Genomic DNA, 19829 nt, shown 5'->3' with positions numbered 1-19829 from the left:
TGTGCGTTTTATGACCAAAATTCTAGAGGGAAGTCCGCAAAAGGTGCTTGCTTATTGGGTGAGGGTTTTGAGAGTTTGCGAAAGGTTCTTTGATAAATGACAATAAAGAGAAAGAACCTTTGATTAAAATCAGGTGTTACCAAATGAAACAGGTGGAATTGGACAAGTTGGACCGGAAAATCCTCTCGGCACTGCAGCAGGATGGGCGCATCAGTAACCAGTTGCTGGCAGAGCAGGTGGGGTTGTCACCGGCCGCTTGCTGGCGCCGCGTGCGGACACTTGAGGAAAGCGGCGTGATTCAGGGGTACAGCGCCAGAGTGGATCCGGAGCGTATTGGTCAGGGCCTGTGCGTACTGGTCAATTTGTCACTGCAGCGGCATAACATCGATAGCACCGCGGAGATCGAGCAGCAGGTGAGCAGTTACCCGGAGGTGCTTCAGTGTTTTGCGGTGACCGGGAATGCCGACTTTGTACTCAGGGTCATCGTGCCGGACATGGCCAGTTATGATCGGTTCCTGAACGAAAAGATCTTCACCCTGCAGGGCATTGCCCAGGTGAATTCAAACTTTGCCTTGCGGGAGATAAAGAACACCGAAACGATACCGGTGGAAGGGATGCAGTAGGTTTGGTTGGGAGCAATAACGAAAAAAGGCAGCCTCGGCTGCCTTTTTTTTAACGTGTCGTCTGCTATTTGCAGAGCATCTCTTTATAGATTAAAGAGCGACTACGTTTTCCGCCTGGGGACCTTTTTGGCCCTGGGTAACGGTGAACTCGACCTGCTGGCCTTCAGCCAGAGTCTTGAAACCGCCGCCCTGAATGGCGCTGTAGTGAACGAAAACGTCCGGGCCGCCTTCGCGAGTAATAAAACCAAAACCTTTTGCTTCGTTGAAAAACTTAACGTTGCCGGTAACTGTAGACATAGTATTCTTTCCTGATTTCAATCATTTAGTGTGCCGTCAGATCATCATTTTTGATGATTGCTCGGCGGTATGCGGGAAACAAAAAACTGGCGGGATCAAAAACAGGACAAGCTACTTATTACAGCTGAGCGGTCTTATTGATGAAATGCTTTGCTCAATCTTTCCAACGAGCCCCACTGTACTCCTGCCAATGTGAAAAGCAAAGCTATTTCTTGTAGGCATAAACCGGGTTAGTAGAAGTCCCGGTACCAAGGCTGTCCAGCCTGCGCGGTTTGGCAATGGCAAAGCCCTGGGCGTAGTCCACCTGGATCTCCTTGAGGGTGTCCATGATTTCCATGTCTTCCACATATTCTGCAATGGTCTGGAGATCGAGGAAATGGCACAGCTCATTGATCGACCTCACCATGGCGTAGTTGGTCAGGTTGGTGGCCATGTCCCGCACGAAAATGCCGTCGATTTTCACGAAGTCCACAGGCAGTTTCTGAAGGTAGGCGTAGGAAGATAGCCCGGTGCCAAAGTCGTCCAGCGCGAACCGACAGTTCAGGCGCTTCATTTCACGCATGAAATCCGAGGCAAAGTGGAGGTTGGCGACGGCCGAGGTCTCGGTCACTTCGAAGCACAGCTTGTGCGCCAGTTCCTGGTGGGCCCGGAGGTTTGACTCCAGCCCGAGCATGAAGCTGTCATCGCTCAGTGAGGAGCCTGACAGGTTGACGTTCAGGGTGGCAATCCTGTCGAGCGACTCGGGGTTGTTACGCATCCACGCCAACACTTCGGAAATGACCCACAGATCAACCCGGGTACTGCGCTTGAATTGTTCGGCCGCCTCAATGTAACCCTGGGGCGAAATCTCATTGCCCGAGCTGTCTTTCAGGCCCAGCAGGAGTTCATACATTTTGCCTTCGCCGGTTTCAGGGGCGAGTGCAACGATAGGCTGTGCCCGGAGGTAGAGGCTGCCGTCGCGGATGGTCCGGTCGATTTCCGTAACCCACTGAGGCGTGCCAAGCTTTGAGGGGTCCCTCTGTCCTTTCGCCAGTTCAATCCGGTTTCCTCCCAGTTTCTTGGCCGCCTTGAGCGATAGGCTCGCCTGGTTGAGAAGATCGCCGGGGGAGTGAGCGGCACCAGTAACCGGTCGAATACTGATACTGACCGTTGCCTTGTATTCCGCCGGCCCATGCTGGAAAACCTGCTGCTCGAAGTTTCGCCGCAGGGATTCTGCGAAATCCAGGCAGTCCTCCGTGCTGATGTTATTGATGAGCACGGCAAACTCATTACCGCTGATTCGGCCAACGTAGGATTCCGGGAACTTGGCACCGCACGCTCTTCGTAGCAGTTCGGCGACATCTCGCAACAGGGCATCGCCGGCTTCCGCACCATAGGAGGCGTTGATGACGCTGAACTCGTCTATATCCAGGATCATAAGAGCGGAATCACTCTCGTCCGGCGACGAGGGTGCCGCGCTGATCAGCCTTGATACCTGTTTTTCGAAGTCGTGGCGGTGCATGCAGCCTGTCAGGGCATCGTGGGTGGCCTGAAAATTCAGCTTCCGGTACACGTCCTCAACAATGCTGAACAGGCTTTGGTCAAGGAACGGGATGTCGCCATCTTCAACCAGCCAGGCTTCGCCCTCGGCGAGTTTCTGGACAAACTCCGGGAATCCATAACTGACTTCACTCATACCTTTGGGCGAGAGAAAAACGAACCGGAGTGAATCCTCGCCACCCCAGACCAGGCGCATGCGGCGGGTCTCCCCGTTTTCAAACCAGGCTTCAACCCAATCGCCGACGGCAATGTCCTTTGCCCTGGAAACCCAACGGCTGTCTTCGAGCTCCGGGGGCAGCGTCAATGGTGCCTCATCGGCGTCGCCGTATTCCTCCACCCAGGTGGTCTCTGCTTCCATAGTGCCCTGCAGGATTTCGGATAGCTCGTCTATGGCGGGCCGGGTTCGGGAGATGTCACCGGTGGTTTTGAGTTCCCGCTCAATGAATTGCAGCATGACACTGCTTTCAAGTTCCCGTTCAAATGCCAGCTCACCAGAGGTGCCGGCTGGAGACAGCCAGGCCTGGAGCTGGGCTACGACATCAACAAGTTCCTCACAGTGTCGGCTCTCCGGGCCTTCCCGCAACATTGTCAGGACGATCAGTTGCTCCCAGCCCGCCTGAAGCAGTCGAATCAGCGTTTTTGGAACCTGCCTGCCGCCGAGGAGTTCATTCAGTCGTTGCCGGGCTTCCTTGCGAGTTTTGCGCAGGCGCTCTTTGCCCTCCAGGGTTTTGGCCAGCCGTTCCGAGTTTCGGATAAATGACTGGTCCTGTCGCTCAACCAGCTGTTTCAGGCGTTGGCCCAGACTTTCCAGCAGGTCTGGATCCGATACCTCGATTTCCGTCAGCTCCTCGACAATGTCGGCAACCGTCGCTTCCAGTTTTTTGCTCGATGCCCTCTCCGCAAGGCAGATGTGCATCAGGTTATTGATTATGTCCCGGGCGGGGTGATCGTCGGTATTCAGAAAGTCCGGTGTTTCGACCAGCGTTTCAAACACCGGCAGCCGAAGTTTCTGCAGTTGGTGGCGAAGCGAACCCGAGAGTCCTTCGTTTGTTTCCAGCGGTGCAAACAACCGGTCCACCAGGTTGGCCTTTTCCACGGCTGTCCGGTCGAGAGCGCTGGCCAGTTCGGCGTCCGAGTCGGCCAGTTCGCGCAGCAAACCTGCCATATTCGGTTCATCTTCGTGCAACCGGTTCAGGAGTTCGCGGCGCCTGGAACGCAGGTTTTCCGAGAGCTTCGGATTGGGTTCCTCCCAGTCTGCGGGTTCAGAAGAGGGGCTTGCTTCAAGCGCCATCAACTGGAACAGGGAACGGCCAGCCGATGGCATCCCTGACATTGAGTGCCCGGTGGCGCCGGCTTCCGCCGGCTTGTCCGATGTGCCCTTGTCCGTTGTTTCACCCGGAGAACCTGTGTCCTCCTGGGCGTATTCCCTGAGCGACCAGTTCGCCGGCAACTCGGTGATGTCCAGGGCTTCCAGTCCTGCCCGGCGGCAATCATTGATCAGGGAGCGGATGGCTGCGGGCCACACCCTGCCCAGAGCGCTCTCCCAGGCCCGGTAGATGGTCAGGCGGTGCTCCCGCGCAATACCCAGGTGGTCGACCATGTATTGCAGGCACACGCACAGTGCGCGAGGCGTTAGCGGGTTGTTGTCGTCGTTGACGTCCTGACGGAAGATCTGGTTGAGGAACTGGTTGAGCAAAAAGGTCGCGCCGGAGTTTGCCTTACTTATGCCCGTGGCGATGGCCTGCAAATCCAGCCAGTCTTCGAACTCGTGCTGTTGCAGCAGATGCAATTCTTTGGCGTTGTTGCCGAATTCGGGAGCTGGTTCAAGGGTTGTCTGGTTGGCCTGAAACTGCGCCTGAAAATCCTGGAGCATCCGCTGCTGTCGGCTCTGGAAGATGAAGCGCATATCCTTGAGTCGGGTGATTTCACGAAGCTCGGCCGCTTGTTCCAGATCGGCTTCAATGCCTTCGAACGTGCCCTCCATGAATTCCGGAAGCAACTGTTCCAGAAGTCGCCGGCAATGCTGGTGATAAAGTTGTTTCAGCGCGGGCGCCGGCGCGGGGTCCGCCAGTTTGCTCTTGCCCGTGTGCTGCACCAGAAGATCAACTTCGCGTTCGAGGTCCGGGGTGATGCCCTGGAGTTCGAGCGAAATACTATCGCCCCGGCCGCTGCGAACCGCTCCCCGAAAATGGAGATGTTGCTTGTCATGATCATGATCGAGGAAAACGTGCAGATCCGCCTGGGCGGAGGCAGACGATGACAGTTGATCAAGCACAGCGGGTGAGGAGAAATGCTTCAGGCCGAGGCGGAGTTCTTTGCTGTCCAGAGTCACGCTGTCGATGATACAGCCACAAGGAATGAGGCCGGGAGTGACGACGACCGCATCCTTGCTGAGACTGGACTGTTTTGCGTTAAACCGGGCCATTGACCGCCTTCCTGAGCAGTGAAAAGTGAATTGTTGTTCAGATTATCCCCGATTGCAGTGTAATTTGAACTTCGCCGAACGCAAAGGTGAATCTACAAAAGCGACACATCAATTTGCTGACGGCCCAGGAGCCACGCCCTCATTATAGACGCTCGGAAGGTCTCAGTATCAGATCCCTGCTAAGCTCATAGCAGGCAAAGTCGTTTGCCAGATACAGGTTCCCTCTATAGATGCCCCTGGCTTCGGATTCGATCTCACCAATGTGTGGATAGGCGTTCGGGTTGAGCTGGTAGCGGGAGCTGAAATGGGTCAACACAAGATGCGGAACACCGGCGGCCTCAGCGAAACGGGCTACCTGGGCCGCGGAGCTGTGTTGTGGCCAGGGGCCGACCCGGTCCGAGACCTCCTGCGTGTAAGTTGCCTCGTGAATCACAACCTGGACATTCGTGCTTGCTTCGAGAAGCAGGTCAGGTTGGTCATTGTCACCGGCAACAATCACTTTACGTGGTTTTCTGGCAATTTGGGTGTAGTCGTCGCAATGGGCCAGGCGGCCATCTTCCAGAACCACATCGTGGCCCTGTTGCAGTCGGCCCCAGGCCGGGCCGGCCTCAATACCGTCAGCTTCAAGCTTGTCACGCAGCAGCTGGCGTTCGAGGTTCTTTTCAGTGAACACAAACGCCCGGCAGGATACGCGATGGGAGAGGGGAACTGCCGTAACCGACAACGCTTCGTCTTCCCAGTGGAAGCTTTCTGCCTCGGAATCAACAAATCGTATTTCAAAACTGAGGCTGGAGTCACTGTTGCCCAGCGCTGCCTCAACGAAGGTTTTTACCGGACGGGGCGCGATCAGGTAGAGCGGGGCGGTTCGGCCCAGCATGGAGGCGCTTGTGAGCAGCCCCGGCAGCCCGAATGTGTGGTCGCCGTGAATGTGGGTGATAAATATGGCCTGCAGTTGCATCACCGAATGATGCGTTCGCAACAACTGGTGCTGGGTGCCTTCCCCGCAGTCAATCAGGTACCAGTGTTTGGGGCCTCCATGACTCAATGCCAGGCCGGTTACATTGCGAGCTTTCGTGGGTGTTCCGGCTGACGTGCCGAGGAAGGTGAATTCCATACCAGGCCTTTTCGGGTTAACGTGTCGTCTCTCTGTCCGCCATAATACGAAGGTAGCAGAATAGAGAAACCATTATTCGCGGTGATCGCTTAAGAGCCGGTTTTCGGAATACATAATAAGGAGTGCTGTCTTGTCTGAGTTGTCCAGTTACGAGAGTTTTTCGATTGAGGTCAAAGACCATATCGCCCATGTCCAGTTCAACCGCCCTGAGGCGCTGAACACCATGAACAAGGCGTTCTGGCTCGAGTTGCCCCGTTGCATGCAGGATATTGAAGCCAACACCGACGCTCGCGTGATTGTCATCTCTTCCACCGGCAAACACTTTTCGGCCGGCATGGACCTGGGTGTGTTCAGCGATCCCAAGGCGGTGCCCATGAATGGGGACCCTGGCCGTATGGCGGAAAACCTGCGCAGGGTCGTACTGCAGTTGCAGGATACGCTGACCTCCCTGGAAAAAATCCGCCTGCCGGTACTGGCGGCCATCCATGGTGGTTGCATTGGCGGAGCTCTTGATCTGGTTTGTGCGGCGGACAGCCGTTATTGCACGGAAGATGCCTACTTCACAATCAAGGAAACCGAGCTGGGCATGACCGCCGACGTTGGCACGCTTCAGCGCCTGCCCAAACTGATGCCCGAGGGTGTAGTCCGGGAACTGGCGTACACCGGGCGCAAATTCTCCGCTGCTGAAGCCCGGAATCTCGGCTTTGTAAACGCCTTATACCCTGATCAGGAAACCATGCTGGAAGCGGTCATGGGCATTGCCGGTCAGATTGCCGCGAACTCACCACTGGCGGTGACTGGTTGCAAGGAAATGCTTAATTACAGCCGCGATCACAGTGTGGAAGACAGCCTGAAGTACATGGCCACCTGGCAGGCGGGCATGTTCCGTCCGACGGACATGATGAAATCCTTCCAGGCGAAAGCCCAGAAGCAGGCGCCCCAGTACGATGCGCTGTTTCCGGTGAAGCCGCTGTTCGATCAGTAAATGGCGCTTGGTAAAGGGCGAAAATCCGGTATTTCCCCCAATGCTGCGCTGCTGTTCCAGGGCGGCATTGGGGTCGTAGGGTTGGTGGCCATTCTGGTATTCGGGATTCCGGTGCTGCTTATCGGCCCGGGGTTCTGGCCAAGCCTGATTTACGGCACATTGGGTGCCGTTGCGACTTACGGCTTGCTGCTTCTGCTGACGCGCGTGCCACGCCTGTTTCCGGAGAATCTTGAACGCCAGATGCAGGGGCTGTATGACTTTGCCTCCAGTTATTCTCCGTTGGTGTTGGTCTTGCTGTCCCTATTGGCCGGCGTTGGTGAAGAGCTGTTGTTTCGCGGCGCAATCCAGGGCTGGCTGATGGCGCATACGGATCCGGTGACTGCGGTGTTGGCGGCGTCTGTGCTGTTCGGGCTGGTGCACTACGTATCGTTCACCTACTTTCTGGTAGCAACCGGGCTCGGTTTGATACTGGGCGCGGCCTATGAGCTATCAGAGAGCCTGGCGCTGGTTATGATCTGGCATGCCGTTTACGACATGATCGCGCTCTATTGTCTGCTCCGGTTTCCGCGCTGGTTTGGTGTAAAAGATTGTCGAGCCCGCCGCAAACCGGCCTCATGAATAGTCGACATCTTCCCGACCGGCACTCTTGCGCGCCTCAAAGTTGGACAGCTCAACGTTGATCGCATTGGTTGAGATCTGGATTTCATACAGTGAGTACAACAGCGAGAGAGACAGCAGTACGAGGCTGGCGCCAAACGCCACTACGCCCGGCAGTTCCGCGCCCAGGAACAGCAGGAACATGGAGACGGTACACAGGAAGAAACTGAGGACCCCGAATGCCTGCATGCGTTTGGTCAGCACAATCCGTTTGCGCAGCATGCTGATCTGCCTGGCGATGAGCGCGTGATCTTCCTCGGTGTCCATCTGCTTGAGCTGGCGTATGAGCTGCGCGAGCACCAGAAAACGGTTGGTGTAAGCGAGCAATAGCAACGAAATGGCAGGGAAGAGCAGGGCAGGTGTTGTCAGATCCAATCTCGTGTCCTTTTCTGTGGCGGGGTGTGAGCTGGTCTACCAGCTTCCGGAGTTCAGCCGTTGGATTGTTTTGACCGGCCGGTTGTAAAGATACACCCAGGCCGGCCCGTGGCGGGTGTCCATGGTCCGACGGATATACAGACTGCTCTGCGGGCGTTCAGGAAAGAAGTCTTCCAACTCGTCCAAAATCTTCAGCGTGGAATCGTTCACTTCATAGATTTCCACGCGAACGCCCGTGGAAGGTTCCTCTACAGCGCCTGGGTAGGGGCCCAGATGATACAGGCTCAGCTTCGGCATCCAGTCGGTTCCAACAAACCGCTCGCCTCGCAGAATATGGCTGTTGTTTCGGCCTCGCTTCAATGTGCCGTAAACCGCTACACGGTGCTTGAATCTGATTGGTGCTCCTCCTTTGTTCATGCACTTGAATTGAGTATGGCAGCAGAGCGCAGGGCAGAAGTCAGTCGGTCCATCACGCCGCCACCGTGGCGCCAGAAGTGCCAGTATAGCCGTACTTCCAGGGTTTGTTCAGGCGCAATGCTTACCAGCCGTCCCGCAGCAATTTCCGGGCGAGCCTGCATTTCCGGAATCATGCCGTAGCCCATGCCGGCCAGCGCAAGGTTCACAAAACCTTCCGAGGAAGGACAGAGGTGGTGGGGGAAGGTGCCGTGATAGCCGCACTGGGCCAGAAACCTGTGTTGCAGCTGGTCATTTGGCCCAAAAACGATGGCCGGGGCATTCTGCAGGCTGGCCTCACTGAGTCCGTTCCCGAAATATCGGTCAACATACTCCGGCGTTGCCAGGGGCATGTAGATCATGGTGCCAATTGGCACGCATCGCGCACCGGCAACTGGCTGGGGGCTGCTGCACAGGCAGGCCGCCACATCCCCCTCGCGCATTCGGCGAAGGCCGATGTCCTGGTCCTCTACCACGAGATCCAGTAGCAGGGTTTCGTCCGCGCAGAAACTGCCTACGGCGGCCGCCCACCAGGTGGCCAGGCTGTCGGCATTCAGTGCAATGCGGAGTCTGGCGGTGGGTTCCGAGAGCGCCGGAATGGATTTGGTCAGGTCTCTTTCCAGCAGTTGCACCTGCTGAACGTGATTGAGCAGGCGCTGCCCGGCCGGTGTCGCTTTGAGTACCGGACTACGGACCAGAACCGGTTGCCCCAGCCGGATTTCAAGTGTCCGAATGCGTTGGGAAACGGCCGACTGGCTCAGCCCAAGCGCCAGACCGGCGCGCTCGAACCCCCCGCACTCAACAACCGTCGCCAGCGCTTCCAGCAGTTTGTAGTCAATCATAAGGAAAACTGATGCAGCATAATGAGTATGAATTTCCAGTATAGATGTAAACCGGTAACCTTGCGCCATTGAGTGAGGAGAAACCAACGTGCTTGAGAGTTACCTGACCGGATTGATCGTGTGTGGCGGCATTATCGTGGCGATTGGCGCGCAGAACGCCTATTTGCTGAGCCAGGCAATTCGCCGGGAACACCACTGGTGGTCAGCCGGCTTGTGCATGGTGGCGGATGTCACGCTTTTCACGCTGGGTATGTTCGGCATCAGTGCTGCCCTGATGGCCATGCCGGAGGCCCTTGAGATTCTCCGCTGGCTGGGGGTGGCGTTCCTTGGCTGGCTTGCAATCCAGTCATTTGTTCGCGCCAGCCGCGGCAGGGCAGCCCTGGAAGCGGGTGAGGTGACCAAGCGAAGCCTGAAGGCCGTCGTGTTCACGACCCTGGCGGTCACACTGCTCAACCCTCAGGTTTACCTGGATACGCTGCTTCTGATTCCGGCTGTCGGCGCCCAGCAGGAAGACGCGACTACCTTCGTGGCTGGTGCGAGTAGCGCCTCGATTCTCTGGTTCGGCCTGCTGGCCTGGGGTGGCTCGGCGCTGGCCCCGATTCTCGCGCGTCCGCTGGCCTGGCGCATTATTGACGGTGTCATCGGCGTTATGATGGCTGCTATCGCCCTGCACCTCACGTTCAGTGGTCTTTAATATCGGTGGTCTTTAATATTCAAACGGTCGTATGAATTTCTTGCATCAGCGCACGACACAGCGGAAGATAGCGTGCTACTGAGTTTGCAGTCATTTTTACCACCGAGGATATGTGATGAACTCCACCTTACGTCGCTGGCTTGCCAGTGCAGGGGCCATGCGCCGCATGCTGTCCACGTTTGCTCCCTATCTCGGAGCAGGCATTCGCGTTACCGATATTGCCGATGACTTCAGCTCGGCAACGGTGGAGATGGGTCAGCACTGGTACAACACCAACTACGTCGGCACCCACTTCGGCGGCTCTCTCTACAGCATGGTTGATCCCATGTACATGCTGCTACTGATGCGTAGGCTGGGGAACGACTACATCGTGTGGGACAAATCCGCGAGCATCGATTTTATTCGCCCCGGTAAAGGCACGGTGATGGCCCGGTTTGAGCTGACCGATGAGCGTGTTGACGAGATCCGGGCCGCAACGGCAAACGGAGACAAAATGCTGCCCGAGTGGGACGTGGATATTGTTGATGAATCCGGTGAGCTGGTCGCGCGCGTGCACAAAGTACTCTACGTGCGTCGCAAAAATCGTTGAAGCGGGCTGGTCAGCCCGGCTCAGTCGAAGCGCCGCGCCTCGGTCAGGCGACCTTTCCAGTAATAACCGCTGATTGAAGACTGGATGACGCCGGCAGACGTGGAGGCGTGGATAAACCGGTCTCCGCCCATGTAGATGCCTGCGTGCTGCTCCTTGCCGCCAATCTGGAAGAACACCACGTCGCCCGGCTGGATCTCTCCAGGATGAACTACATCGCCACTGGCCAGCATTTGGCCGGTTGTCCTGGGCAACTGTTTGCCGAGGCCTTCCTGATAGGCGGTAAGAATAAATCCAGAGCAATCGAAGCCATTAGAAGAGGTGCCGCCGTATTCGTAGGGGGTTCCCCTGTAGCGCTCGAACACCTGCCAGAGCTTTTGTGCCTTGTCGGAACCGGACGCCTCAACAGGCAACGGCTGTGCCGGCGTAGATGAGGACGGCTTGATATTTCCGCTGCTGGCGCAGCCGCCAAGTACAAGCGCCATGACTGCCAGAGCGAAAAGGTTTTGCAGGGAATTGCGCATGCTCAATCCTGTATCGGTGTCCGCAGCCTACACTCTAAGCCTCGGGCCGCCTGATGTCAGGTTACGGTTCGTGAGATTTTGTTGGTCTCCTGGTTGATTCGGGAGGCCGCGAAGCCGGATCACGAACCTCCGGACAATCAGCTTTCCCGGATCAGGTCCGGCCTGTCATGCCTCGGGTTATTGACCTCCTGGGACACGGGAACGGCTTTCAGGTGCTCCGGGTCCAGGCGGTGGGTTACTGACCGTATCCGGGTGCGATCACTGATTTCCGGGTTCAGCCAGTCCCTCAGACAGCCGGGGTGGAGTACCACTGGTTGGCGATCATGAATGTGTTTCAGGCTCTCGCTGGCGGGCTCGGTAATAATGGCGCAGGCGGTGGTTTCGTCGCCCTCCCTCGGTGTCCAGAGACCGGCAAAGAAAATGGCCGGATTCTCCCCGGTGTCCGATGGCGTGATGTAGTAAGGCGTCTTGCCCTGTTCACTCTGCTGCCATTCGTACCAGCCATTGGCAGGAATCAGGCAGCGGTGGTGGGCAAAGGCGTCCCGGAAGTACTTCGAGGTAGCCGCTGTTTCTGCCCGGGCATTGATCGGGGCGGGTGCCTTTTCATCTGCCCAGGACGGGCGAAAGCCCCAATGGGAGTGCGCCATGATCAGGCTACCGTTCATGCTCATGCGGATCATGGGAATGCCAGTACCGGGCGGAATGTTGTAGCTGGGATTAAAGCGCCCGTCCACTTCCATACCTTCGGGAAAAAACTCGAGGATCAGCGTATCCGGAGGTGTATAAAACGTGAATCGTCCGCACATGGTGTCGGCTGCTTCCTGTCCCGGGTTTAATGGGGAGCGGTCCTCATGGGAGCCCGCTGGTTCGTATTTTGTTAACCTTAGCAGATGCTAAAACTATCCAACGCTGTTGAAATTGGCGACTGGGAGATCGAAATCACCCAGATCCGCGCCCAGGGTGCCGGTGGCCAGAACGTGAACAAAGTGGCCTCCGCCGTGCACTTGCGCTTTGATATCCCACACTCTTCCTTGCCGCCTTTCTATAAGGAGCGGCTGATGTCGCTCAATGATCAGCGAATCAGCAAAGAGGGTGTGCTGATCATCAAGGCGCAATCCTTCCGGACCCTGGAACTGAACAAGGAAGATGCACTGGAGCGGCTCAAAGAGCTGATTCTTGAGGCGGTAAAGCCCCGCAAGGCTCGCCGACCCACCAAACCGACCCGCGCTGCCCAGCGCAAGCGGGTGGATCGTAAAACCCAGCGAGGTAAAACCAAGGCCCTGCGGGGCAAGGTGTCGGTCTAGCCAGTTCCCGACCGACTGTTCAAAGTCAGGCCGAAGCCTGGCTCAGGTCGCCAGACTCAACCTCTGCCAGAAAGGCCCGGATATCCTCGAAGGCCTCTTCGGCTTCCGGAAGCAGTGGCACGAAGATCTGCCACACATGCACCATGCCCGGCCAGGTGTGGAGCGCGACCGGAGAGCCGGCAGCCTTTGCCCTGGCGGCATAGCGACGGGCATTGTCCAGCAACATCTCGGTGTCGCTGGCCTGTATCAGTGTTGGTGGCAGGTCCCTCAGGTCCCCGCGCAGTGGCGAGGCAACAGGGCTTGTCGGTGAGACCCGGAATGCCGCCAAGGTGGCCCACCAGATCACTGGCAGGGGGATTTTCGACAAGCCGCCGAACACAGGCCCGAGCAGGGGATCGGTACCAATGTTGTTGCGGTTGCTCGGCGCCGTCAGGGTCAGATCGGTGGAAGGCGAAAAAGCGATTGCGGCGTCGGCCTGTCGCAGGCCATTGTCACGAATCCACGCAATGAGCCCCAGGGTATGACTGCCGCCGGCCGAATCCCCGGCGATCAACATGAAGTCTGAAGGCTCGTCACCGTCCGGCCCGTGCTTCAGCAGCCAGGAGTAGGCATCCCGGCAATCCCGGACACCGTCCATGAAACGGTTCTCAGGCATCAGCCGATAATCCACGGCAAAAACAGCGGCACCAGTGATCGCCGACAGCCTGTCCGTAATCGCCCGATGGCTTCTGGGGCTGCCGGCAGCCCAGGCACCCCCATGGATGTACAGAACTCGCCGCCGCGTATCGCAACCCGGGGCCAGGACCCACTCTCCCCTGGGCGATGCGTTGAAACGAAACTCGGAAGCCAGTTCCAGCCCTTCACTCAGGCCATCCATGTGCTTGCGGAGCGCCATCAGTCTTGCCTTGCCCCGAAGTCCCCGGGAGGACTCGCCCATCTCCCGGATGCGCCCCAGTACCTCGCGATTTGCCGGGCTTGGTTTGCCCTCCCGAACTGGAGGATTGTCTCCGTCCAGATGCGACAGATCCTCAAGCCGGAACAGCAGAAACGTTGCGGCAACAATGAATACGATGACGGCAAGAATAATCCAGAGCATGTTCGATCCGTACGTTATTGGCCCCTCATTGCGGGGCGAACTATCCTTTAGATAATACTCGCAGATTTGTCCCGGTTCTGCCCGGAACGGTCACAGAAGGAGTCGCGTGTTGCAAATTGCCTATCGGGCCAAAGACATAACCGAAGCCCACATCGTGGCAGGTCTGTTGGAAGCCAACGGTATTGAGGCTTATGTGGGCGGCCACTATCTCCAGGGGGCAATGGGCGAGATCGGTGCCGCAGGTTTCAGTAATGTCCATGTCGATGACGAGGATCTCTACCGGGCACGACAACTGGTGTCAGAGTATGAACAGACTTCCGGTGGCAGTGTCAGCCGCGCGGTCAGCGACGATGAGGATCGCCCCGACCACTACGCCCGCTGGTTTCTGTTGGCCCTGGCCATCATCGCTCTCATCCTGCTGCAGATCTACTGACTGATCGGTCTGGGGTCACCGGGCGTAGCCCTACCCACACTTCCCAAGCAACAGGAGAAAAAGCTTATGGCAGATCAACCTGTAATGCTGATTACCGGCGCGTCGTCAGGCATCGGCGCGGAAACAGCGCGAGCGGCCGCGAAACAGGGCTATCGGCTGGTTCTGGCCGCGCGCTCTGAAGACAAACTGAAAGGCCTGCAGCAGGAGCTGGGTGGCGAGGAAAAGGTGTTGACGGTCCAATGCGACGTCCAGAGCGGTGATGACCAGAAAAACATGGTCGACCAGGCCCTGAAAACCTTTGGCCGTATTGATGCGGTGTTCGCCAATGCCGGCCGGGGCGGTGAGCCGGGCGGATTCAGTGGCGCTGATCCTGAGGTCTGGAAGGACATGATCCTCACCAATATCTACGGTGTCGGGCTCACGCTTCAGCACTGCATGCCAGCACTCAGGGAGAGCAAGGGCCACTTGCTGCTTACCGGCTCTGCGGCAGGCCGAACCACCATCCCCGGTTCCATGTACAGTGCGACCAAATGGGCGGTTTCCGCCATTGGATATGGTGTTCGTGAGGAGCTTCGTGGCTCCGGTATCCGCGTTACCCTGATTGAGCCAGGCATGGTAGACACGCCTTTCTTCGATGAACGTCCTGGCCACGCACTGAAGCCGGAAGACATTGCCAATGCGGTCATGTATGCCGTGGCGCAACCGGCACATGTGGATGTCAACGAAATTCTTGTCCGGCCCACGCCGAAGGTTGAGTAAGTCGGCGGATCAGCCAAAAAGGAGGTTGTTTTGAGCCAAACAGATCGCGTCGCATTGGTAACGGGCGGCGCTCGGGGCATCGGCCGGGGCATCGTGCTTCACCTGGCCGGTGCCGGTTGGAAAGTGGCGTTCTGTGATACCGACAAGGCCGTGGGTGAGCGATTGGCCGCCAGTGCCGAGCACCAACTGCGCTTTCTGCCAGGCGATGTGGCCTCGGAAACCGATGTGAAGCACATCCTTGCCGAAACCCTTCGCTGGGGCGGCCGCCTGGACGCCGTTATCAACAACGCCGGAATCGCCAATCCGGAGACCGGACCGGTGGAGGAGCTGAGCCTTGAACAGTGGCAGCGTCGTCTGGATGTGAACCTGACCGGGCCGTTCCTGGTCACCAAACACTCGGTACCGCACCTTCGAAAAACGAAAGGCGCTATCGTAAACATGGCCTCGACAAGGGCGCTTCAATCCGAGCCAGACACCGAGGCGTACGCTGCCACCAAGGGAGGCATTGTGGCGCTGACCCATGCCCTAGCCGTGAGCCTGGGGCCGGATGTCCGGGTTAACTGTATCAGTCCGGGCTGGATCGATACCCGGGCCTGGCAGGGGGACTCAGAAGAGGTTGAACCGCTCTCCGAAACCGATCACTTGCAACATCCGGCGGGCAGAGTAGGGCAGCCCGGTGATATCGCCTCATTGGCGGCTTACCTGATATCGCCCGAAGCTTCGTTTATCACCGGTCAGAACTTCGTGGCAGATGGCGGCATGGTACGCAAGATGATCTACGAGGAATAAGGAATTGCCACGGATCTTCTTCGGCCTGGAGCTCCCCTCCGAAATCAAGGAGCGGTTGCTGAACGTCAGGGTCTCGGTGCCGGGCGCCAAATGGCAGAGTGCCGAACAATTGCATATCACACTGCTGTTCCTGGGTGGGGTGGAAGAGAGCCGTCTGGAAGCCGTGGTTGATTCTGCCCGTGCAATTCGACCAACCCCTTTCGAGCTGGAAGTCTCAGGCCTGGGCTGTTTCGGCCAGTCGCGGAGGCCGCGGAACCTGTGGGCCGGCGTTCAGCCGGAAGCGCCGGTGGCCGACATCCACGAGGCGCTTGGGCAGCGAATGGAGAAGCTCGGGTTTGAGGCGGAGCGCCGGTCCTTTCTTCCGCATATTACCCTGGCCAGATTCAAGCGACAGCCGGGCTCTGTTGAGCGCCTGCTGGCCGAACAGGGTGCATCCGTGTTCGGGCAATTTGCGGTAACCGAGTTCGCCCTGTTCGATAGCAAACCGGGCCCGGCAGGGTCTGAGTATCGTGTCATCGAACGCTTCCCGCTGAGTGGGCCCGGGTAACGGATTTAGCTTGACGAAAAGCCGTTGCTCCACCAAAGATGAGGGCAAATCAACGCCTTTGCTGAGGTGTCTATGTGTCCCCCGTTTTCCGATCCTGATCAGCGCCTGTATGTCCGCAATGCCACGCTGGCGGATATTCCCGGCATCATCCAGCTCAGCCGTCGGGTTTATGAAGGCACAGGCATGTACGGCTACACCAAGGGGCCGCTGACCGGGCAGATCAATACCTTTCCTGACGGGCAGTTTGTCGCCATGCTTGGGGATACTGTAGTCGGCTACTGTGCCACGTTCCGGATCGCCGAGGAGATCGCCCTGGCCGCTCACGACTGGACGTCCATAACCGGCAATGGCTATGCCTCAAGGCATGATCCGGAAGGCGACTGGCTCTACGGAATGGAAGTCTGTGTTGATCCGGAATGCCGTGGCTACCGCATCGGTGAGCGGCTCTACAACGAGCGCAAGCAGTTATGCCAGACGCTGGGGTTGCAGGGTGTGGTCTTCGCCGGGAGATTGCCGAGTCTGCGCCAGCGCCTCAAGAAGTTCACCAGTGTCGAAGAGTACGTCGAAGCGATTCGGAGAAAGGAACAGAAGGATCCGGTGCTGTCCTTCCAGCTTCATCAGGGGTTCGAGGTGCACGGCATCATTCCGCATTACCTGGACGCCGATCACGACTCCATGGGCTATGGCATTCACCTGGTCTGGCGCAATCCAAAAGTACCCCAATCCGAGAAAAACGGGCGCAGGAAACGCTATGGTCAGCGCATGCGCGATACCGTGCGAATCGGCACGGTTCAGTACCAGCAACGCCCGGTAGCGTCGTTCGATGAATTCAGTGAGATTGTCCGGTATTTCGTGGACGTTGTTTCCACCTACAAAGGCGACTTTGTCGTGTTTCCGGAGCTGTTCACCCTGCAGCTTCTGTCCATTGAGGCCCGCAAGGGCAGCCCCGCCGAGACCTTTGCCGCCGTTACTCATTACGCCGAGCGCTACCGCGAACTGATGCGCGATCTGGCGTTGCGCTACAACATCAATATTGTGGCCGGCTCCACCCCGGTCCGTGAGGAAGACGGCACCATCCGGAACATGGCGTACGTGTTTCTCAGGGATGGCCAGGTGTTCAGCCAGCCCAAGATCCATCCGACGCCCAACGAGGCCTTTTGGTGGAACGTGCAGGGCGGTAACCGGGTCAGCGCCATCGAGACCGACTGTGGCACCATTGGCGTGCTGATTTGCTATGACGCGGAGTTTCCGGAGTTGACCCGGCATCTGGTGGATCAGGGCGTGCATATTATCTTTGTGCCCTTCTGTACCGACGAACGGCAAAGCTATTTGCGGGTGCGCTACTGCTGTCAGGCCAGGGCCGTTGAAAACCAGGTTTACGTGGTGTTGTCCGGCAACGTGGGCAACCTGCCGAACGTGCCGAACATGGAAATCCAGTACGGCCAGAGTTGCATCCTGACACCCTGCGACTTTCCGTTTGCCCGGGATGGCATTGCCGCTGACACCGAACCCAACGTGGAAACCGTCGCTTTTGCCGATCTGCGCCCGGAAGTGCTGATCACCGCCCGCAACAGTGGTACCGTGAAAAACCTTCAGGACCGCCGGCACGATCTTTACAGCGTGACCTGGCGCGGTGAGTGAACCGGATCGACAGGAGTGTCGTTTTGCCCGATAAAGGGTCCGTACAGTCCAGACGCATCGGACGTCGGCTTTTCTGGATCGGTGGCCCGGCACTGCTCGCCTGGCCCCTGGCAGTCGCAGGCTGGTCTTTTGCCATTGATCAGGGCTCGATAGGCATGGCGTTGCCGGATATCCGGTCTGGTGGTTGGGAAGTCACCGGAAGCCAGGCGGATATCAGACCCTCTGTAACGGCCGATAGTGATTCTGCGATTATCGAATTTGCTCCTTCCTCGCTGATTATCACGGAATATCTCGCCTATACAGGGGCGGAGCAGCCGTTGAAGTTCAACACTCTGCGCACAGACCTCAGCAATTCCACCGTTACCTTGGACTATGGCGCGTCAGGGTCCTGGGCAGACCGCATTGCGATTGATGGCGATATCGCCGTTTCTGCCACCCGTGTTGAGCATCCGATCCTGTTGCCGCAGGCATGGAACTTCGAGGGAAGGGCAGAAGGTCGCCTTTCCGAACTCCGCGTCCAGGGAACCTTGGTTTCTGACTCTGGTTTCTCCGCCGATCTCGACGTTCAGCTTGACCCCGATGGCGGCGTTTCGGTTGCTATCGAGTCTGTTATCGACGGTAAACAGGGCGTTCGGGCCCTGGCAGGCACTCTGTCTGGCTGGCCGGATCTTCTGACCGTCGATTCCGGCAATGCCCGCCTTCGGATGGCAGTTTCCACCGGCAGGGGCGGTGAGCTTGAAGCCAGTGGGATCGCGGATTTGCAGGATGTCGGGGGTGTGTATAACCGCACGGCCGTGTCCGGACTCTCAGGCCGGGTGCGGGTATCTCTTGAGAATTCGCAGGTGGCGGGCAGTTTCAGGGACCTGGCCGTTGGTGAGATCAATGCCGGCATCCCCGTCAGCTCGGTTCGGTTCTCGGCGAACTACAACGCCCCGATGACGGAACTGCTGGCCGGAACTCTGGAGGTTCAGCAGGCCAGAGCCCGGTTCCTTGAAGGTACGCTCAGAGTTCCTCCTGCGGTGTACGAGTTGGCAGGTGGCTCTGGCCGTATCCCCGTTGAGGTTGAGGATATCTCCCTGAGCCGTCTGATGGCGGTGTATCCAGCGGAGGGGTTGTCCGGAAGCGGGCAGCTTCGTGGAAGAATCCCTCTGGGTATCAGTGGCGACGGGGTGCAGGTGAGTGCAGGAACAGTGTCAGCCATAGACCCGGGTGGCCGTTTGCAGCTGCCGGCGGACAAGCTTCAGGCAATGCTGGGTGGCAATCAGGCCATGGATGTTGTGGTTCAGGCGTTGCAAAACTTTCACTATTCAGTGCTTAACAGCACGATAGACTACGATGAACAGGGTAAGTTGACGCTGGGCCTACGACTTGAAGGTAAAAACCCGGAGCTCAGGGGCGGGCAGCCAGTCGTGCTCAATGTCAATCTTGAGGAAGACATTCCGGCGCTGCTGACCAGTCTTCAGTTGAGTGGCCGGGTGAATGAAGCCGTTACCAGACGTGTCCGGGAGTTGCTGCAGGAATCCGGTGAGGAGACAGCACCATGAGAAAGCCCTTGCGGCCGGAAAGGCCGCCATTTGCGAGAATACTGATGACAGCGATGCTGCCAATGGCCATGGCGGCCTGCACACCCACAGTGCAGATGGCGGCACCCAAAGAGCCGATTACGGTCAACCTGAACGTGAAAATCCAGCACGAAATCTACGTGAAAGTGGATAAGGAAGTGGATGACCTGTTCAGCGAACAGGGTCTGTTCTGACTGTACGCGGAAAGTTTGAGGGGTTAACGATGAAACGATTGATGCAGATGTTTGCGCTGGTTCTGGCGTTCGGTATCAGCGCCTCCGTTCTTGCCATGGGGCTGGACGAAGCCAAGCAGAAACTGGAATCGGTCAAGCAACAGGGGCTGGTTGGAGAAACGCCAACGGGTTATCTGGAGGTGGTGCGCGCCGAAGGGCAGGCCAGCGAAGTGGTGGAAGCCATCAATAGCGCCCGCCGGGATGAGTACAAGCGGATCGCTGAGAAACACAACATTCCCGTCACCCAGGTGGAGACCGTTGCCGGTAAGAAGGCCATCGAGAAAACACCGGCCGGACAGTACGTGCAAATGGGCGGCAAGTGGGTGAAAAAGTAGCCCGACATGGCCAGGT

General features: G+C 57.8%; 23 protein-coding genes. 14 read left to right on the top strand and 9 right to left on the bottom strand.

Going from position 1 to position 19829, the window contains the following annotated elements:
• Positions 1-143 precede the first annotated feature (143 nt).
• Positions 144-623, top strand: coding sequence for an Lrp/AsnC family transcriptional regulator (locus ABNF92_RS05290; protein ID WP_136631644.1), 480 nt, complete (start codon positions 144-146; stop codon positions 621-623).
• A gap of 90 nt (positions 624-713) precedes the next feature.
• Here the strand turns inward: ABNF92_RS05290 and ABNF92_RS05285 are convergent, their stop codons facing one another.
• The 3 genes from ABNF92_RS05285 to ABNF92_RS05275 all read right to left on the bottom strand — a co-directional run bounded on the left by ABNF92_RS05285 (position 714) and on the right by ABNF92_RS05275 (position 5998).
• The gene (locus tag ABNF92_RS05285) at positions 714-920 is read right to left on the bottom strand and encodes a cold-shock protein (RefSeq protein WP_069184192.1); all 207 of its coding nucleotides are present in this window, start codon (positions 918-920) and stop codon (positions 714-716) included.
• Positions 921-1125: 205 nt separating this feature from the next.
• Entirely contained in the window at positions 1126-4884 is a 3759-nt protein-coding gene (locus tag ABNF92_RS05280; protein WP_349343659.1) for a DUF1631 family protein, read from the bottom strand.
• A gap of 142 nt (positions 4885-5026) precedes the next feature.
• Positions 5027-5998, bottom strand: coding sequence for a ribonuclease Z (locus ABNF92_RS05275; protein ID WP_349343658.1), 972 nt, complete (start codon positions 5996-5998; stop codon positions 5027-5029).
• 139 nt (positions 5999-6137) lie between these two features.
• Here ABNF92_RS05275 and ABNF92_RS05270 point away from each other — a divergent pair, with 139 nt between their 5' ends.
• Both ABNF92_RS05270 and ABNF92_RS05265 read left to right on the top strand, forming a co-directional pair.
• Positions 6138-6983: a crotonase/enoyl-CoA hydratase family protein gene (locus ABNF92_RS05270; RefSeq protein WP_228744629.1), complete on the top strand. Its 846-nt coding sequence runs from the start codon at positions 6138-6140 to the stop codon at positions 6981-6983.
• Entirely contained in the window at positions 6984-7601 is a 618-nt protein-coding gene (locus tag ABNF92_RS05265) for a type II CAAX endopeptidase family protein (protein ID WP_349343657.1), read from the top strand.
• On the opposite strand, the gene ABNF92_RS05260 is transcribed toward ABNF92_RS05265, so the two are convergent.
• Genes ABNF92_RS05260 through ABNF92_RS05250 form a run of 3 tightly spaced genes read right to left on the bottom strand, consistent with a single transcriptional unit; the run spans position 7596 to position 9310 of the window.
• Positions 7596-8015, bottom strand: a complete 420-nt coding sequence (locus ABNF92_RS05260) for a DUF2721 domain-containing protein (RefSeq protein WP_069184196.1) — start codon at positions 8013-8015, stop codon at positions 7596-7598. The two genes, ABNF92_RS05265 and ABNF92_RS05260, sit on opposite strands and share 6 nt — an antisense overlap.
• 36 nt (positions 8016-8051) lie before the next feature.
• Positions 8052-8432, bottom strand: a complete 381-nt coding sequence (locus ABNF92_RS05255; RefSeq protein ID WP_153634506.1) for a gamma-glutamylcyclotransferase family protein — start codon at positions 8430-8432, stop codon at positions 8052-8054.
• Positions 8429-9310: a LysR family transcriptional regulator ArgP gene (locus ABNF92_RS05250; RefSeq protein WP_349343656.1), complete on the bottom strand. Its 882-nt coding sequence runs from the start codon at positions 9308-9310 to the stop codon at positions 8429-8431. The genes ABNF92_RS05255 and ABNF92_RS05250 overlap by 4 nt, the downstream gene beginning before the upstream one ends.
• 88 nt (positions 9311-9398) lie before the next feature.
• Here ABNF92_RS05250 and ABNF92_RS05245 point away from each other — a divergent pair, with 88 nt between their 5' ends.
• The gene (locus tag ABNF92_RS05245) at positions 9399-10004 is read left to right on the top strand and encodes a LysE/ArgO family amino acid transporter (RefSeq protein WP_069184198.1); all 606 of its coding nucleotides are present in this window, start codon (positions 9399-9401) and stop codon (positions 10002-10004) included.
• 115 nt (positions 10005-10119) lie between these two features.
• A complete protein-coding gene (locus tag ABNF92_RS05240; protein WP_349343655.1) occupies positions 10120-10593 on the top strand; it encodes a DUF4442 domain-containing protein in 474 nt (157 codons plus the stop codon).
• A 20-nt stretch (positions 10594-10613) separates the two neighbouring features.
• On the opposite strand, the gene ABNF92_RS05235 is transcribed toward ABNF92_RS05240, so the two are convergent.
• Both ABNF92_RS05235 and ABNF92_RS05230 read right to left on the bottom strand, forming a co-directional pair.
• Positions 10614-11114, bottom strand: a complete 501-nt coding sequence (locus tag ABNF92_RS05235; RefSeq protein ID WP_349343654.1) for a C40 family peptidase — start codon at positions 11112-11114, stop codon at positions 10614-10616.
• 137 nt (positions 11115-11251) lie between these two features.
• Positions 11252-11920 (bottom strand): SOS response-associated peptidase, encoded by a 669-nt coding sequence (locus ABNF92_RS05230; protein ID WP_349343653.1) that lies wholly within the window; start codon positions 11918-11920, stop codon positions 11252-11254.
• A gap of 84 nt (positions 11921-12004) precedes the next feature.
• On the opposite strand from ABNF92_RS05230, the gene arfB reads away from it, so the two are divergent.
• A complete protein-coding gene (gene arfB, locus ABNF92_RS05225; protein ID WP_069184202.1) occupies positions 12005-12418 on the top strand; it encodes an alternative ribosome rescue aminoacyl-tRNA hydrolase ArfB in 414 nt (137 codons plus the stop codon).
• A 25-nt stretch (positions 12419-12443) separates the two neighbouring features.
• Here the strand turns inward: arfB and ABNF92_RS05220 are convergent, their stop codons facing one another.
• The gene (locus tag ABNF92_RS05220; protein ID WP_349343652.1) at positions 12444-13514 is read right to left on the bottom strand and encodes an alpha/beta hydrolase; all 1071 of its coding nucleotides are present in this window, start codon (positions 13512-13514) and stop codon (positions 12444-12446) included.
• 106 nt (positions 13515-13620) lie between these two features.
• On the opposite strand from ABNF92_RS05220, the gene ABNF92_RS05215 reads away from it, so the two are divergent.
• From ABNF92_RS05215 to ABNF92_RS05180, 8 genes are all read left to right on the top strand, one after another.
• Complete coding sequence (locus ABNF92_RS05215; RefSeq protein WP_349343651.1) at positions 13621-13947, top strand: DUF2007 domain-containing protein; 327 nt, start codon at positions 13621-13623, stop codon at positions 13945-13947.
• Between the two features lie 66 nt (positions 13948-14013).
• Positions 14014-14706 carry an SDR family oxidoreductase gene (locus ABNF92_RS05210; protein ID WP_349343650.1) on the top strand — a complete coding sequence of 231 codons (693 nt, stop codon included), beginning with the start codon at positions 14014-14016 and terminating at the stop codon, positions 14704-14706.
• Positions 14707-14736: 30 nt separating this feature from the next.
• Positions 14737-15495 (top strand): SDR family oxidoreductase, encoded by a 759-nt coding sequence (locus ABNF92_RS05205; RefSeq protein ID WP_349343649.1) that lies wholly within the window; start codon positions 14737-14739, stop codon positions 15493-15495.
• Positions 15496-15499: 4 nt separating this feature from the next.
• Complete coding sequence (gene thpR, locus ABNF92_RS05200; RefSeq protein ID WP_136631636.1) at positions 15500-16042, top strand: RNA 2',3'-cyclic phosphodiesterase; 543 nt, start codon at positions 15500-15502, stop codon at positions 16040-16042.
• Between the two features lie 72 nt (positions 16043-16114).
• Positions 16115-17683 (top strand): bifunctional GNAT family N-acetyltransferase/carbon-nitrogen hydrolase family protein, encoded by a 1569-nt coding sequence (locus ABNF92_RS05195; protein WP_349343648.1) that lies wholly within the window; start codon positions 16115-16117, stop codon positions 17681-17683.
• A gap of 23 nt (positions 17684-17706) precedes the next feature.
• Positions 17707-19227 (top strand): YdbH domain-containing protein, encoded by a 1521-nt coding sequence (locus ABNF92_RS05190; protein WP_349343647.1) that lies wholly within the window; start codon positions 17707-17709, stop codon positions 19225-19227.
• Positions 19228-19271: 44 nt separating this feature from the next.
• Entirely contained in the window at positions 19272-19439 is a 168-nt protein-coding gene (locus tag ABNF92_RS05185) for a YnbE family lipoprotein (RefSeq protein WP_228715191.1), read from the top strand.
• 29 nt (positions 19440-19468) lie between these two features.
• On the top strand, positions 19469-19813 hold the full coding sequence (locus ABNF92_RS05180) for a YdbL family protein (RefSeq protein ID WP_136631634.1): 345 nt from the start codon (positions 19469-19471) through the stop codon (positions 19811-19813).
• The last annotated feature ends 16 nt before the right edge of the window (positions 19814-19829 follow it).

This window comes from Marinobacter sp. MMG032 (assembly GCF_040112695.1).
In the GTDB taxonomy this organism is placed as follows: domain Bacteria; phylum Pseudomonadota; class Gammaproteobacteria; order Pseudomonadales; family Oleiphilaceae; genus Marinobacter; species Marinobacter salsuginis.
Note: the sequence above shows the minus strand (reverse complement) of the source record. Positions and strands in the feature narration are given on the sequence as shown.

Excerpts from the sequence above, each read along its gene's own strand:
- ABNF92_RS05290 (WP_136631644.1), top strand. The coding sequence starts at position 144 with ATGAAACAGGTGGAATTGGACAAGTTGGACCGGAAAATCCTCTCGGCA.
- ABNF92_RS05285 (WP_069184192.1), bottom strand. The coding sequence starts at position 920 with ATGTCTACAGTTACCGGCAACGTTAAGTTTTTCAACGAAGCAAAAGGT.
- ABNF92_RS05280 (WP_349343659.1), bottom strand. The coding sequence starts at position 4,884 with ATGGCCCGGTTTAACGCAAAACAGTCCAGTCTCAGCAAGGATGCGGTC.
- ABNF92_RS05275 (WP_349343658.1), bottom strand. The coding sequence starts at position 5,998 with ATGGAATTCACCTTCCTCGGCACGTCAGCCGGAACACCCACGAAAGCT.
- ABNF92_RS05265 (WP_349343657.1), top strand. The coding sequence starts at position 6,984 with ATGGCGCTTGGTAAAGGGCGAAAATCCGGTATTTCCCCCAATGCTGCG.
- ABNF92_RS05255 (WP_153634506.1), bottom strand. The coding sequence starts at position 8,432 with ATGAACAAAGGAGGAGCACCAATCAGATTCAAGCACCGTGTAGCGGTT.
- ABNF92_RS05250 (WP_349343656.1), bottom strand. The coding sequence starts at position 9,310 with ATGATTGACTACAAACTGCTGGAAGCGCTGGCGACGGTTGTTGAGTGC.
- ABNF92_RS05240 (WP_349343655.1), top strand. The coding sequence starts at position 10,120 with ATGAACTCCACCTTACGTCGCTGGCTTGCCAGTGCAGGGGCCATGCGC.
- ABNF92_RS05235 (WP_349343654.1), bottom strand. The coding sequence starts at position 11,114 with ATGCGCAATTCCCTGCAAAACCTTTTCGCTCTGGCAGTCATGGCGCTT.
- ABNF92_RS05230 (WP_349343653.1), bottom strand. The coding sequence starts at position 11,920 with ATGTGCGGACGATTCACGTTTTATACACCTCCGGATACGCTGATCCTC.
- arfB (WP_069184202.1), top strand. The coding sequence starts at position 12,005 with ATGCTAAAACTATCCAACGCTGTTGAAATTGGCGACTGGGAGATCGAA.
- ABNF92_RS05220 (WP_349343652.1), bottom strand. The coding sequence starts at position 13,514 with ATGCTCTGGATTATTCTTGCCGTCATCGTATTCATTGTTGCCGCAACG.
- ABNF92_RS05210 (WP_349343650.1), top strand. The coding sequence starts at position 14,014 with ATGGCAGATCAACCTGTAATGCTGATTACCGGCGCGTCGTCAGGCATC.
- ABNF92_RS05195 (WP_349343648.1), top strand. The coding sequence starts at position 16,115 with ATGTGTCCCCCGTTTTCCGATCCTGATCAGCGCCTGTATGTCCGCAAT.
- ABNF92_RS05185 (WP_228715191.1), top strand. The coding sequence starts at position 19,272 with ATGACAGCGATGCTGCCAATGGCCATGGCGGCCTGCACACCCACAGTG.
- ABNF92_RS05180 (WP_136631634.1), top strand. The coding sequence starts at position 19,469 with ATGAAACGATTGATGCAGATGTTTGCGCTGGTTCTGGCGTTCGGTATC.